The organism is Sinorhizobium chiapasense, from assembly GCF_045277575.1.
GTDB lineage: Bacteria > Pseudomonadota > Alphaproteobacteria > Rhizobiales > Rhizobiaceae > Ensifer > Ensifer chiapasense_A.
On the sequence record NZ_CP144205.1, the window covers coordinates 337,974 to 351,811 of the forward strand.

Consider the following 13,838-nt stretch of genomic DNA (forward strand, 5'->3'; position numbering starts at 1 on the left):
GATGAATCCAGCGACACGCTCCCCCCTCATGTGGGTCGTCCACCTCTCGGTGCTGCTGATCGTTGCGCTCTGGACCCTGCCGACCGCTGGCCTGTTGATCTCGTCGCTGCGCGACAAGGATCAGCTTGCCGTTTCCGGCTGGTGGACGGCGCTTTCGACATCGTCGCAGAACATCGTCGTCCGGGCGCCGGGGCCGGACACACAGGTGGAGCGCGACGGCAAGTTCGTGATTTCCGGCAACCTGCTCGACGGACAGACCGGTCAGATCTCCGCTTTCGGCTTTTCGAGCCGCGAGCCGACCGCCTTCACGGCCGGCGAGACCGCCGAACTCAACGACGGCGAAAAGCTGACCGTTCAGGCGGATGGCAGTTTCGAGATCGTCTCCGACAAGAAGATGGAGGGTTCGCGCGGCCAGCGTATCTTCGTGACGGCGTCGTCACCGCCTCGTTTCACCTTCGACAATTATGCCGAGGTGCTGGGCGCCGAAAACATCGGCCGGTCCTTCATCAACTCGCTGACGGTTGCTGTTCCCGCGACGATCATCCCGATCATGATCGCCGCCTTCGCAGCCTATGCACTCGCCTGGATGCCGTTTCCGGGCAGGGCCATACTGATCGCCGTCGTGGTCGGCCTTCTGGTCGTGCCGCTGCAGATGTCGCTGATCCCGCTGCTGAAGCTCTATAACGGCGTGGGCGCCTTCTTCGGTGTGCCGGCCAAGACCTATATCGGCATCTGGCTCGCGCATACCGGCTTCGGCCTGCCGCTTGCGATCTATCTGCTTCGCAACTACATGGCCGGCCTGCCGCGCGAAATCATGGAATCCGCCCGCGTCGACGGCGCCAGCGATTTCGATATCTTCGTCAAGATCATCCTGCCGCTGTCCTTCCCGGCGCTCGCCTCCTTTGCGATCTTCCAGTTCCTGTGGACCTGGAACGACCTCTTGGTCGCGATCGTGTTCCTGGGCGCAGGCCCTGACGAACTGGTTCTGACCGGCCGGCTCGTCAACTTGCTCGGTTCACGCGGCGGCAATTGGGAAATCCTGACGGCTTCCGCCTTCATCACCATCGTCGTTCCGCTGATCGTCTTCTTCAGCCTGCAGCGCTATCTCGTGCGCGGTCTGCTGGCGGGATCGGTCAAGGGCGGCTGACAAAAGGGACTTTCGACCAAAATGAGCATGACCGAAATGAGCCAATCCACTTTGCAGCCTGACCGGGACTGGTGGCGCGGCGCGGTGATCTACCAGATCTATCCGCGCTCCTACCAGGACTCGAACGGCGACGGCATCGGCGACCTCAAGGGTATCGTTGCCCGGCTGCCGCACATCGCAGCACTTGGTGCCGATGCCATCTGGATTTCTCCGTTCTTCACCTCGCCGATGAAGGACTTCGGTTACGACGTCTCCAACTATACGGACATCGATCCGATCTTCGGCAGCCTTGCCGATTTCGACGCCGTGATATCGGAGGCGCATCGCCTCGGCATCCGGGTGATGATCGACCTCGTGCTGTCGCACACCTCCGACCAGCATCCCTGGTTCGTCGAAAGCCGGTCGAGCCGGACGAACGCCAAGGCCGACTGGTACGTCTGGGCGGACTCGAAGCCGGATGGCACGCCGCCCAACAACTGGCTGTCGATCTTCGGCGGCTCGGCCTGGGCCTGGGATCCGACCCGCCTGCAATATTACCTGCACAACTTCCTGACCTCGCAGCCGGACCTCAATCTGCACAATCCGGAAGTTCAGGAGGCGCTGCTCGGCGTCGAACGCTTTTGGCTGGAGCGCGGCGTCGACGGTTTCCGTCTCGACACCATCAACTTCTACTTCCACGACAAGAAGCTGCGCGACAATCCGGCGCTGGCGCCCGAGCGCCGCAATGCCCAGACTGCCCCGGCCGTGAACCCCTATAACTATCAGGAACACCTCTATGACAAGAACCAGCCGGAGAACCTGGAGTTCCTGAAGCGCTTCCGCGCGGTCATGGACGAGTTTCCGGCGATCGCGGCGGTCGGCGAAGTCGGCGACAGCCAGCGCGGCCTCGAGATTGCCGGAGAATACACCTCCGGTGGCGACAAGATGCATATGTGCTACGCCTTCGAGTTCCTGGCGCCGGATCCGCTGACGCCGGCCACCGTCGCCGAGGTTCTGCGCAATTTCGAGAAGGCAGCACCAGAGGGCTGGGCCTGCTGGGCCTTCTCCAACCACGATGTCGTGCGCCATGTCAGCCGCTGGGGCGATGGTGTCGCCGATCGCGACGCCCATGCGAAGCTGCTCGCGAGCTTGCTGATGTCGCTCCGGGGATCGGTCTGCATCTATCAGGGCGAGGAACTGGCGCTGACGGAAGCCGAACTTGCCTATGAGGATCTGAAGGATCCCTATGGCATCCAGTTCTGGCCCGATTTCAAGGGCCGCGACGGCTGCCGCACGCCGATGGTCTGGGACGGTGCGAAGGTCAACGGCGGCTTCGGCAGCGCGAAACCCTGGCTGCCGGTGCCGGCGGAACACCTGGCCCGTGCCGTATCGGCGCAGCAGGGAGACCAGGCGTCCGTTCTCGAACATTACCGCCGGTTCCTGCAGTTCAGGAAAGCCCATCCGGCCTTCACCAAGGGCGAGATCGAGTTCCTGAATACGGATGGAGAGGTCCTCGCCTTCGTGCGCAGTTACGGCAACGAGAAGCTCTTCTGCCTGTTCAACATGAGCGGCGCACCGGCGACAGCCAACCTGCCGAACGAGCCGGTTGCCGCGTTGGAAGGACACGGCTTCATCGCAGAGGTGAAGGACAGAACGGTGAACTTGCCGGCCTGGGGCGCGTTTTTCGCGCGGCTGGTCTGAGGACCGAATTATGACAGCAAGGATAGACGGGAAGAATCGAAGGGGAGGGTGTGATGACAGGTCTGCTGCTTAAAGATATCCGCAAGTCCTACGGCGCGGTCGATGTCATTCATGGCATCAATCTCGACATCAAGCAGGGCGAGTTCATCGTCTTCGTCGGCCCCTCCGGCTGTGGAAAGTCGACGCTGCTGCGCATGATCGCTGGTCTCGAAGAGATCACTGGTGGTGACATGTTCATCGACGGCGAACGGGTCAACAGCGTGCCGCCGTCGAAGCGCGGCATCGCCATGGTGTTCCAGTCCTATGCGCTCTATCCGCACATGACGGTCTACGACAACATGGCCTTCGGCATGCGGATCGCCAAGGAGACGAAGGAGGAGATCGACCGCCGCGTGCGCAACGCTGCCGAAATCCTGCAGCTCACCAAATATCTCGACCGGCTGCCGAAGGCGCTGTCCGGCGGCCAGCGCCAGCGGGTCGCCATCGGCCGCGCGATCTGCCGCAATCCCAAGGTCTTCCTGTTCGACGAGCCGCTTTCGAACCTGGATGCGGCGCTTCGCGTCGCCACCCGCATCGAGATCGCCAAGCTCAGCGAGCAGATGTCGGATACGACGATGATCTACGTCACCCACGACCAGGTCGAGGCGATGACGCTCGCCGATCGCATCGTCGTGCTGTCACAGGGCCACATCGAGCAGGTGGGCGCGCCGCTGGAGCTCTACGAGCGTCCGGCCAATCTCTTCGTTGCTCGGTTCATCGGCTCGCCGGCGATGAACATCATCCCTTCGACCGTTACCGCGACCGGCGCGCAGACGACGGTGAAGCTGACCGGCGGCAAGAGCGTGACGCTGGATATTCCGACGGACTCATCGCAAAACGGCAAGACGGCGAGCTTTGGCGCGCGACCGGAAGACCTGCAGGTCACGACTGGCGAGGACTTCCTGTTTGAAGGCACAGTCTCCATCGTCGAGGCGCTGGGCGAAGTGACGCTGCTCTACATCGAAGGGCTCGTCGACAAGGAGCCGATCATCGCCAAGATCCCCGGCATCTTGCCGGTTCATCGCGGCGACAAGGTGCGCTTCACCGCCGACAAGGCCAAGCTGCACCTCTTTGACGCCGATGGGCGCAGCTATCGCGCCTGAGTGACGATACCGATGTCGCGCTTTTCGACCCGCCCGAGAAATCGGACGGGTTTTTTCAATGCAACCTGCAGATCAAACCCTCTGTTAAATCTCTGCCGCTACTCTGTTTCAAAAGGGGATAGGAAAGGCATATCGATGAGAGGCGCGGCGCCTGTAATGCAGCGGCACTTCCTGAACAAGGAAGAGTCCTTCATGTACGATCGGGAAGTGAACTTTCCGCTGGAGGACACACGGAACGAGGCGCGCATCGAGTATACCGAGAAGGGTATGACGCAGCTAAGCTCGCGGCGCTGCGAAATCATCAAGCTGTCGAAAAGCGGTGCCGTCCTCAGCATTCTGACGCAGTATCAGCTGCCGCAGAACTTTTATCTCGATATCCCGAGTGCCCGCATCCAAATGGTCGGCTGCCTGCTGAAGCGCGTGCACGCCAACAACGTCATCGAAGCACGGTTTCTCCGCCTGCTCACCGACCGCGATCTCAATCGCATCTTCGTCTACAGCACCCATCCGAACCATCGCAACCGGACGCTCGACATCTACCGTTAATCAGTGACCTCGAGCTTGACCGTCCCGCAGGACTCAATGGATGGTTGTGGTCCTCGTCAACGGATCGGACCATGGCCATGCAGCGACCCTATCGGCTTTCCTGCCATTGCGGCGACATCGCAGTCGAGGTCGATGAGGAGCTAACCGGCCTCATCGAGTGCAATTGCTCGACCTGCCGGCGCTCCGGTTTCCTGCATTGGAAGGTGGATGCAGCCAAAGTGAAGCTGCTTACCGAGAAGCGTCGCCTGTCGAGCTATATCTGGCGCGGCCTCAACGAGGGGCATCATTTCTGCCCGACCTGCTCGACGCCGATCATGCGCAGCGGCTACCCGGACGACAGGATCTCCATCAATGCCCGCTGCATCGAAGGCGTTGATGTCTTTGCGCTGGAGATCGAGCGCTACGATGGGCGCAATGACATGTTCCCCGGTCCGCTGCCGTAAACGGATCGTGTGGACGCACAACTCGCTGCTGCCTCGAAGAAAAGTTGGGCTATAGAAAAAGCACCGCCTCGGATCAAGAGGCGGCGCTCTTTACGTCTCAGTGAAAGAGAACGCTGGCGCCCTGGTCGGCAGCACCTGCAATCGCGCGGAACGGCGCGAAAAGCTCGCGACCCATGCCGAACTCGTTATCCGAGAGATCGACATGCGCGGGCACGCGCGTCTTCAGCGCGATGTCCTCGACCAGCACCTCGATCGTTCCGGCAACGGCGTCGATGCGGACGATATCGCCTTCCTGGATGCGGGCGATCGGGCCGCCATCCTTGGCTTCCGGTGTCACGTGGAGTGCCGCAGGCACCTTGCCGGAGGCGCCGGACATGCGCCCGTCGGTGAGGATGGCGACGCGCTGGCCGCGATCCTGCAGGATGCCGAGCACGGTCGTCAGCTTGTGCAGTTCCGGCATGCCATTGGCCTTCGGACCCTGGAAGCGCACGACAGCGACGAAATCGCCTTCGAGCTTGCCGGCCTTGAAGGCGGCGTTGAGTTCTGCCTGATCGTGGAAGATCTTCGCCGGAGCCTCGATGACATGGCGATCCGGCTTGACCGCCGAAATCTTGATGACCGCCTTGCCGAGATTGCCGGTCAGCATCTTCAGGCCACCCGTGTGCTGGAACGGCTGGTCGATGGTCGCCAGCACCTTCGGATCGGCACTTTCCTTCGGTGTCGGCACGCGCAGGACGCCACCATTGGGGCCGAGCTGGACGTCGATCTTGTAGGCGTCGAGCCCCTGGCCGAAAACGGTGCGTACGTCGTCGTGCAGCAGGCCGGCGCTAAGCAACTGGCTGATCAGGAAGCCCATGCCGCCGGCGGCACGGAAGTGGTTCACGTCGGCAAGCCCGTTCGGATAGACGCGGGCCAGAAGCGGCACGATGTCGGAGAGCTCGGAGATATCCTGCCAGGTGAGCACGATGCCGGCGGCACGCGCCATGGCGACGAGATGCATGGTGTGATTGGTCGAGCCGCCGGTCGCATGCAGGCCGACGACGCCGTTGACGATCGAGCGCTCGTCGATCATCTCGCCGGCGGGCGTGAACTCGTTGCCCATGGCGGTGATCGCCAGCGCCCGCTTGGCCGCTTCCTTCGTCAGCGCGTCACGCAGCGGTGTGCCGGGATTGATGAAGGAGGCGCCCGGCAGATGGAAGCCCATGATCTCCATCAGCATCTGGTTGGAATTGGCCGTGCCGTAGAAGGTGCAGGTGCCCGGTCCGTGATAGGACTTGGACTCCGCTTCGAGAAGCTCGTCACGGCCGACCTTGCCTTCGGCAAAGAGCTGGCGCACGCGCGCCTTCTCGTCGTTCGGCAGACCCGAGGTCATCGGACCGGCAGGCACGAAGACGGCCGGCAGATGGCCGAAGGTGAGAGCCGCGATGACGAGGCCCGGTACGATCTTGTCGCAGACGCCGAGATAGACGGTGGAATCGAACATGTTGTGCGACAGGCCGACACCAGCGGCCATGGCGATCAGATCGCGCGAGAAGAGCGACAGCTCCATGCCCGGCTGCCCCTGTGTGACGCCGTCGCACATGGCCGGCACGCCGCCGGCAACCTGCGCGACGCCACCCGCCTCGCGCGCCGCTTCGCGGATCAGCGCCGGATAGGTCTCGAACGGTTGGTGCGCCGAGAGCATGTCATTATAGGAGGTGATGATGCCGAGATTGGGCACGCGGTCGCCCGCAAGCGCTACCTTCTCGGCGGGGGAACAGACGGCAAATCCGTGCGCAAGGTTACCGCAGCCGAGCACGCTGCGGTGCGGGCCGCTCGACGCTGCAAGGCGGATGCGGTCGAGATAGGGTTCGCGGTGCGGTTTCGAACGCTCGACGATGCGAGCGGTGATCGAGGCAATGCGGGAATCGGCGGACATGGCAAATCCTGTTCCGGAGCCTTGGGACTCCTCATCTTCATCCAGTCATCGGTCCGGAGCGCGGCGAGCTTGGGAGAGCGCACGTCGCGTCCCGGCATGTTCTCGGAAACACGTGTCCGTTCCGGTGGGGCGCACCACAGGCTGAACGTGTCTCCACCTTGATATTGGGCCTATTCGACCCAACAGCATTCGATCTACGGCGCCCAGTAAATCTGCACCGGCGATGCGGCACGGCGCAGCATAGCGCGGATCGGCATATCCTTCTCGTCGCCGGCCTCTTCCGCCTTGGCGAGAACGGTTTTTTTGCCTTCGCCCTCGATGTGCAGCACCAGCAGTCGCGCATCCTGAAGGCTGGCGAAGGTGAAGGTCAGGCGAGGTTCGCCGGCGCCGTCCGCTTCCATCGCGATCACCCCGCGCGGCGTTGCCGGGTCGATGGCACGCGCGAGCTGCGATCCACCGGGGAAGAACGACGCCGTATGCCCGTCCGTTCCCATGCCGAGGATGGCCACGTCGAACGGTGCGCCGATTGCGGCCGTTTCCCGGCTTGCAAGTTCGGCAGCAGCTTCTGCCGTCGGGGCGGCGTGGTAAAGCGGCAGGAACTTTGCGGTTTCCGCCTTGCCCTGAAGCAGGTTGGTGGCAACCAGGCCGTGGTTCGAACGGTCACTTTCCGGCGGCACGAAACGTTCGTCGACGAGCGTCACCGTCACCTTGTCCCAGGCGATGTCCTTCTTGGACAGCGCCTGGAAGAAAGCCTTGGGCGTTGAGCCGCCGGAAACCGCGATGCTCGCGGCGCCGCGCGCAGCGATGCCGGCAGAAAGTGCACTGCTTACGGCTTCAGCCAGGCCTTCCGCCAATGCCGCACCGTTTTCGAAGGTATGAAGCTGCGTCGTCATCGGGCACCTATATCGCATCGTTCCAGGTGCGGCCGTCACGCTCGATCAGCGCGATCGACTGGCTCGGACCCCAGGTGCCTGCGGTGTAGCCCTGGACCTGCTGCCCGGTTTCCTCCCAGGCCTTCAGGATCGGGTCGACCCACTTCCATGCAGCCTCGACTTCGTCGCGGCGTACGAACAGCGTCTGGTTGTTGCGGACGACGTCGAAGAGCAGCCGCTCGTAGGCGTCAGCATTGCGCACGGCAAACGCCTCGGCGAAGCTCATGTCGAGCGAAACGTTGCGCAGGCGCATGCCGCCCGGGCCTGGGTCCTTGATCATCAACGACTGCTTCACGCCTTCGTTCGGCTGCAGGCGGATGACCAACTGGTTGGCCGAGATGCGGCCGGCATTGTTGTCGAAGATCGAGTGCGGGATCTGTTTGAAGGTGATGACGATCTCCGACATGCGGCCGGCGAGACGCTTGCCGGTGCGGATGTAGAAGGGCACGCCGGCCCAGCGCCAGTTGCTGACCTCGGCCTTGATCGCCACGAAGGTCTCGGTGTTCGAGATGCCGCCTTCGAGCTCTTCGAGGTAGCCCTTGACCGGGCCGCCGGCCGAAGCACCGGCGCGGTACTGACCGCGCACCGTCACCTGCTCGACATTCGCCGAGGTGATCGGCTTCAGCGCGCGGAGAACCTTGAGCTTTTCGTCGCGGACCGCTTCCGCGTCCATCGAGGTCGGCGCTTCCATGGCGACGAAGCAGACGAGTTGCAGGATGTGGTTCTGCACCATGTCGCGCAGCGCGCCGGCCTTGTCGTAGTAGCCGGCGCGGTTTTCAAGGCCCACGGCTTCCGACACGGTGATCTGCACATGGTCGATATGGGCGGAGTTCCACAGCGGCTCGTAGAGCGCATTGGCGAAGCGCAGCGCCATCAGGTTCTGCACCGTCTCCTTGCCGAGATAGTGGTCGATGCGGAAGATCTGCTCTTCGCGGAAGACCTTGCCGATCGTGTCGTTGAGTTCGGTCGCCGAGGCGAGGTCGCGGCCGATCGGCTTTTCGACGACGATGCGGGTGTTCTTGGTGATCAGCTTGTGATCGCGAATGCGTTCGGAAATATCGCCGAAGATCGCCGGGCCGACTGCGAGATAGAAGGCACGGATACGGTCTTTGCCCTCTTCGAGGATCTTCTTCAGCGCATCCCAGCCCTGATCCGACTTGGCGTCCACCGAAACGTAGAACACGCGCGCAGCGAACTTCGCGACTTCCTCTTCCTTGTACTCGTCCGCCTTCAGGTGTTCCTTCAGCGCATCGACGGCAAACTTGCGATAGTCCTCATGGCTGAGCGCCGCGCGCGACGCGCCGATGATACGGGTCGGCTCGGTGATCTGGCCTTCCAACTGGCGGTGATAGAGCGCCGGCAACAGCTTGCGCTCCGCAAGATCGCCGGTGCCCCCGAACACCACATAATCAAATGGTTCGACGGGAATGATCTGGCTGCTCATGGGATATCTCGATCTGTTCAGGTCACGGGCACATATAATCTAATCGATTTAAAAGCGCTAGAGTGCGGTGCAATAAAATGCCGCGGAAACGCTTCTCAGAACCTGTCGCGTAATGCGTACCAGCTTAACGCGAGGAAGAGAAGGGCGGAGCGGAACCGAGTACCACCCGGAAAAGCGGGGATTTTCAGGGCTTTCAGCAGCTCGAGCTCGGTGTCCTTGCCGAGCGCGAGATCCGCATAGAGCTTGCCGCAATAATTGGAAAGCATCACGCCATGGCCGGAATAGCCGCCGATCGAGGTGACGCCGGGCATGACCTCGCGGCAGAAGGGCGTGCGCGGCATGGTGATACCGACGGAGCCGCCCCAGGCATGGGTGATCTCGATATTGGCGAGTTCCGGATAGATCTCGCTGATCTGTCGGCGGATGTGGGTCGAGATGTCGCGCGGGTTGTCGGCGGTGTAGGCCTCGCGGCCGCCGAAAAGCAGCCGCCCGTCCCGTGACTTGCGGAAATAGCGCACGACGAAGCGCGAATCATCGACCGATTCACCACCGGGAATAACGTTCGGGTGGTCGGAAAGCACCGTGGTTGCGCCGATGAAGGAGCGGATCGGCATGACGTGGCTGGCGCTCACCGGCTCCAGGTTGTCGATGTAGGCATTGCAGGCGACAAGCACGCGATCGGCGGTGATTGTGCCGCGGTCCGTGGTGATGACGATCGCACCGCGGCTGCGATCGATCCTTAGGGCTTTCGTCTGCTCGAAGAGATTGGCGCCGGCAAGCGCTGCCTGTTTCGCGAGACCGACCAGCAGCTTCATCGGATGGATGTGGCCGGTGCCGGCGTCGCGGATGCCGAAGTGATAATGGCTCGATCCGAGCCGGCTTGCGGTTTCCTCGCGGCCCATGAAGGACAGATGCGGATAGCCGAAGCGCGTTGCCATGGCTTCCGCATGGTCGCGGTAGTCTTTTTCGAGACTCTTCTTGTGACCCACTGAGAGCTGGCCGGGCACGAATTCGATGTCGATCTCGTGCGCGCTTGCGAAGTCGAGCACATAGCGCTTGGCATTCTCGGCCATGTCGAAGAGTGCCTGTGCCCGCTCATGACCAAGGCTTTCCTCGGTCTCGTCCGCCCAGGCGCGCTGCCCGGTGCCGAACTGGCCGCCATTGCGGCCAGAGGCACCGTCGCCGAAGCGGCAGGCGTCGATCAAGGTCACATCGACGCCTTGGCGCGCCAGGTTGTAAGCCGCCTGCAACCCGGTATAGCCGCCGCCGATGATCGCGACGTCGGCTTTTCGCGATCCCGGCATCGCGGGATACTCTGGTCGATCCGGAACGGTTGCCTCATACCAGGAATAACCGGGCGAGATCGGGCTTTGCCAGGGCATGGAGAACCTCTGAGGTCAGACGTTGAGAAGCAGGAATTCGCGTTCCCAGGGGCTGATGACCTGCATGAAGGTCTCGAACTCGCCGCGTTTGACGCCGGCGTAGATGGCGATGAACTCGGGGCTCAGCACCTCCGCAAGCGATGGTGCCGATTCCAGCAGAGCGACCGCTTCGAGCAGGCCGCGGGGCAGGAGGATTTCACCCTCGTTCGCCGTGTCCTCGGTCGGTGCCGTCGGCTCGCGCTGTTCGATGATGCCGAGATAACCGCAGGCGAGCGAGGCGGCGAGCGCCAGGTAGGGGTTGGCATCCGAGCTCGGCAGCCGGTTCTCGATGCGCCGGGCAATCGGTTCCGACACCGGAATGCGGAAAGCCGTTGTGCGGTTGTCGTAGCCCCAGGCGGTGTTGACCGGCGCCGACATGTCGGGCGTCAACCGGCGGTAGGAGTTCACATAGGGCGCCATCATGACCAGCGTGCGCGGCACGTAGTGCTGCATGCCGCCGATGAAGTGGAAGAACTCCTTCGATGCCGAACCGTCCGGGTTCGAGAACAGGTTCCGGCCGGTGTTGATCTCGACCACCGACTGGTGGATGTGCATCGCCGAACCCGGCTGGCCCTGCATCGGCTTCGCCATGAAGGTCGCATAGATCCCGTGCTTCAGCGCCGCCTCGCGGATCGTGCGCTTGAACAGGAACACCTGGTCGGCAAGCTCGATCGGGTCACCGTGACGAAGGTTGATCTCAAGCTGGGCCGGCCCCTCCTCGTGGATCAGCGTGTCGATCTCGAGGCCCTGCTTCTCGGAGAAGTGGTAGATGTCGTCGATCAGTTCGTCGAACTCGTTGATCCCTGCGATCGAATAGCCCTGGCCGCCAAGGATGGAGCGGCCCGAACGGCCTTTCGGCGGATGCAGCGGATAGTCCGGGTCGTCGTTCTGGGCGACGAGATAGAACTCGATTTCCGGTGCCACCACCGGCTTCCAACCCTTCTGCTTGTAGAGATCGACCACGCGCTTCAGCACGTTGCGCGGTGTGTAGCTGATCTGTTCGCCCTGCGAGCCGACGATGTCGCAGATCACCTGCGCCGTCGGGTCGGTTTCCCAGGGCACGACCGAAAGGGTCGAGAGGTCGGGGACGAGCTTGATGTCGCTGTCGCGGGAATCGTAGCGGAACTGCCCGGTTTCATCAGGATACTCACCCGAAATCGTGTGGCGGTAGATTGCCGAGGGCAGTGCCAGCGAGGTGTTGGAAGTGAATTTCGAGGTCGGCATCATCTTGCCGCGCGGCACGCCGGCGAGGTCGGGCGTGATGCATTCGATGTCTTCGATGCCGCGGATCTTAAGCCAGTCCGTGGCTTCCTTCCACGTCTTCACGCCGCGGAGGGAGTGCAGTGCGGGGGGGATTTTCGAGGTCTTGCTGATTTTCGTTGTTTGTTGGGCAGCACTTCTCTCGGAGGGCATAAATCACCGGTTTTGGCTTCGGATAGCGCATCATAACCGTAGATTGGCAATTGGCTAGATGGGCTTCGTCATTGACTTTCGTCCCCGCCACCGGGAAGGAAGGACAAAAGAGCTGGGGTGTTTCGTGGCTGAAAAGAAGGATGTGGTCATCATCGGCGCCGGTGCCGCGGGCATGATGTGCGCCATCGAGGCGGGCAAGCGCGGGCGCCGCGTGCTCGTGCTCGACCATGCCAAGGCGCCCGGCGAGAAGATCCGCATCTCCGGCGGCGGTCGCTGCAATTTTACCAACATCCATGCGGGGCCGAAGAACTTCCTTTCGGCAAATCCCCATTTCTCTAAGTCGGCACTGGCGCGATACACGCCGCGTGATTTCCTTGTACTGGTCGAAAAGCACGGCATTGCCTGGCACGAAAAGACGCTTGGCCAGCTCTTCTGTGACCATTCGGCCAAGGACATCATCAGGATGCTACTTTCCGAGATGCGCGACGTGCACACCGAGTTGCGGCTGGAGACAACGATCGAAAGCGTCGAACGCCATGGCGCGGGCTTCCGCGTCATGACGGATGAGGGGCCCATCGACGCGCAGTCGCTCGTCATTGCCAGCGGCGGCAAGTCGATCCCGAAGATGGGAGCGACCGGGTTCGCCTACCGGATCGCCGAGCAGTTCGGGCTTGGCATCGTCGAAACGCGGCCGGGCCTCGTGCCCCTGACCCTCGATCCGGCGCAGCTCGAAACGATCGGCGAACTGTCGGGCGTCGCTGCCGACGCCGAAGCCCGGTGCGGCAAGGCAGCCTTTCGCGAGGCGGTGCTGATCACCCACCGCGGCCTGAGCGGCCCGGCGATCCTGCAGATCTCGTCCTTCTGGCGCGAAGGACTGGAGATCGTGCTGCGCCTGATGCCTGACATCGATATCGCTTCAATCCTCAAGGAAATCCGGCGCACCCACGGCAGGCAGGCGGTGCAGACGGCGCTCGGTGATATCCTGCCGCGCCGGCTTGCACAGTTTTTCGTCGAAGGCGCGAAGCTGACTGGGCGCCAGTTGGCCGACCTCTCGGACAAGACGATCAACCAGCTTTCGTCCTCGATCCAGGCCTGGACGATCAAGCCCGCCGGTTCGGAAGGCTATCGTACCGCCGAAGTCACGCTCGGCGGCGTCGATACCAATGGGCTCGATTCCAAGACGATGCAGGCGAAGGCGGTACCGGGACTCTACCTCATCGGCGAATGCGTCGATGTGACCGGCTGGCTCGGCGGCTACAATTTCCAATGGGCCTGGGCATCGGGCTTTGCCGCCGGGCAGGACGTGTGATCTCCCCGCTTTTGGCGCGTTGTGCTTCAGCGATTGTTAACGGGTCAGACCGAACCTTTGTTTTTGTCGGCACAGCCGGCGGTTGGTGAGATCGGATTGTCACATAAACGGAAATAACACTGTTTCCTATTTTTTGACTTTCCTCCACCACGGCATGGCTGCAATATATGTGTGACTGGCAAGCCGGTTCATCCGGGTCGATGGTTGCCGGTCGATGTGACAAGGATAGGATGCCATGAACCAACCACGCCGCCGTCCCCGCGCCATAGCGATCGCCCGCACCGATGAAAGTCGTCAGCAGAAGGCCGCAATCACGCGCCTCGCACTGATCGCTTTTTTCGCCGTTGCCGCCCTCGCCGCTCTTCCGGCCCTTTGGTTCTGATCTCAGGCGACCGGCTTTAGACGGCCGGTTCCTCGGGCGCAGTTGAGGCGCCGCCGCGCTC

At 62.4% G+C, this 13,838-nt stretch carries 12 protein-coding genes; 7 read left to right on the forward strand and 5 right to left on the reverse strand.

What is annotated here, in order from left to right; all coding sequences use genetic code 11:
• Nucleotide 1: 1 nt before the first annotated feature.
• From QM996_RS01595 to QM996_RS01615, 5 genes are all read left to right on the forward strand, one after another.
• Nucleotides 2-1,147 (forward strand): carbohydrate ABC transporter permease, encoded by a 1,146-nt coding sequence (locus QM996_RS01595; protein WP_500269005.1) that lies wholly within the window; start codon nt 2-4, stop codon nt 1,145-1,147.
• Nucleotides 1,148-1,174: 27 nt separating this feature from the next.
• Nucleotides 1,175-2,827 carry a beta-galactosidase BglA gene (bglA, locus tag QM996_RS01600; protein WP_500270366.1) on the forward strand — a complete coding sequence of 551 codons (1,653 nt, stop codon included), beginning with the start codon at nt 1,175-1,177 and terminating at the stop codon, nt 2,825-2,827.
• Between the two features lie 53 nt (nt 2,828-2,880).
• Nucleotides 2,881-3,969, forward strand: coding sequence for an ABC transporter ATP-binding protein (locus QM996_RS01605; RefSeq protein ID WP_500269006.1), 1,089 nt, complete (start codon nt 2,881-2,883; stop codon nt 3,967-3,969).
• 135 nt (nt 3,970-4,104) lie between these two features.
• Nucleotides 4,105-4,515, forward strand: a complete 411-nt coding sequence (locus tag QM996_RS01610) for a hypothetical protein (protein ID WP_500269007.1) — start codon at nt 4,105-4,107, stop codon at nt 4,513-4,515.
• 71 nt (nt 4,516-4,586) lie between these two features.
• On the forward strand, nt 4,587-4,958 hold the full coding sequence (locus QM996_RS01615; RefSeq protein WP_500269008.1) for a GFA family protein: 372 nt from the start codon (nt 4,587-4,589) through the stop codon (nt 4,956-4,958).
• A 97-nt stretch (nt 4,959-5,055) separates the two neighbouring features.
• On the opposite strand, the gene edd is transcribed toward QM996_RS01615, so the two are convergent.
• From edd to QM996_RS01640, 5 genes are all read right to left on the reverse strand, one after another.
• Nucleotides 5,056-6,876: an IlvD/Edd family dehydratase gene (gene edd / locus QM996_RS01620; protein WP_500269009.1), complete on the reverse strand. Its 1,821-nt coding sequence runs from the start codon at nt 6,874-6,876 to the stop codon at nt 5,056-5,058.
• A gap of 194 nt (nt 6,877-7,070) precedes the next feature.
• Nucleotides 7,071-7,769 carry a 6-phosphogluconolactonase gene (gene pgl / locus QM996_RS01625; RefSeq protein WP_500269010.1) on the reverse strand — a complete coding sequence of 233 codons (699 nt, stop codon included), beginning with the start codon at nt 7,767-7,769 and terminating at the stop codon, nt 7,071-7,073.
• Between the two features lie 7 nt (nt 7,770-7,776).
• On the reverse strand, nt 7,777-9,252 hold the full coding sequence (zwf, locus tag QM996_RS01630) for a glucose-6-phosphate dehydrogenase (RefSeq protein ID WP_500269011.1): 1,476 nt from the start codon (nt 9,250-9,252) through the stop codon (nt 7,777-7,779).
• Nucleotides 9,253-9,347: 95 nt separating this feature from the next.
• On the reverse strand, nt 9,348-10,634 hold the full coding sequence (locus QM996_RS01635) for an NAD(P)/FAD-dependent oxidoreductase (protein WP_500269012.1): 1,287 nt from the start codon (nt 10,632-10,634) through the stop codon (nt 9,348-9,350).
• A gap of 15 nt (nt 10,635-10,649) precedes the next feature.
• Nucleotides 10,650-12,086 carry a glutamine synthetase family protein gene (locus tag QM996_RS01640; RefSeq protein WP_500269013.1) on the reverse strand — a complete coding sequence of 479 codons (1,437 nt, stop codon included), beginning with the start codon at nt 12,084-12,086 and terminating at the stop codon, nt 10,650-10,652.
• Nucleotides 12,087-12,210: 124 nt separating this feature from the next.
• Between QM996_RS01640 and QM996_RS01645 the strand changes: the two genes are divergently transcribed.
• Nucleotides 12,211-13,395, forward strand: coding sequence for a BaiN/RdsA family NAD(P)/FAD-dependent oxidoreductase (locus QM996_RS01645; protein WP_500269014.1), 1,185 nt, complete (start codon nt 12,211-12,213; stop codon nt 13,393-13,395).
• A 235-nt stretch (nt 13,396-13,630) separates the two neighbouring features.
• Nucleotides 13,631-13,777 (forward strand): hypothetical protein, encoded by a 147-nt coding sequence (locus tag QM996_RS01650; protein WP_429812434.1) that lies wholly within the window; start codon nt 13,631-13,633, stop codon nt 13,775-13,777.
• Nucleotides 13,778-13,838: the final 61 nt, after the last annotated feature.

Bases quoted from the DNA above. Each gene is read 5' to 3' on its own strand.
- QM996_RS01595 (WP_500269005.1), top strand. From the start codon at position 2: ATGAATCCAGCGACACGCTCCCCCCTCATGTGGGTCGTCCACCTCTCG.
- bglA (WP_500270366.1), top strand. From the start codon at position 1,175: ATGACCGAAATGAGCCAATCCACTTTGCAGCCTGACCGGGACTGGTGG.
- QM996_RS01605 (WP_500269006.1), top strand. From the start codon at position 2,881: ATGACAGGTCTGCTGCTTAAAGATATCCGCAAGTCCTACGGCGCGGTC.
- QM996_RS01610 (WP_500269007.1), top strand. From the start codon at position 4,105: ATGAGAGGCGCGGCGCCTGTAATGCAGCGGCACTTCCTGAACAAGGAA.
- QM996_RS01615 (WP_500269008.1), top strand. From the start codon at position 4,587: ATGGCCATGCAGCGACCCTATCGGCTTTCCTGCCATTGCGGCGACATC.
- edd (WP_500269009.1), bottom strand. From the start codon at position 6,876: ATGTCCGCCGATTCCCGCATTGCCTCGATCACCGCTCGCATCGTCGAG.
- pgl (WP_500269010.1), bottom strand. From the start codon at position 7,769: ATGACGACGCAGCTTCATACCTTCGAAAACGGTGCGGCATTGGCGGAA.
- zwf (WP_500269011.1), bottom strand. From the start codon at position 9,252: ATGAGCAGCCAGATCATTCCCGTCGAACCATTTGATTATGTGGTGTTC.
- QM996_RS01635 (WP_500269012.1), bottom strand. From the start codon at position 10,634: ATGCCCTGGCAAAGCCCGATCTCGCCCGGTTATTCCTGGTATGAGGCA.
- QM996_RS01640 (WP_500269013.1), bottom strand. From the start codon at position 12,086: ATGCCCTCCGAGAGAAGTGCTGCCCAACAAACAACGAAAATCAGCAAG.
- QM996_RS01650 (WP_429812434.1), top strand. From the start codon at position 13,631: ATGAACCAACCACGCCGCCGTCCCCGCGCCATAGCGATCGCCCGCACC.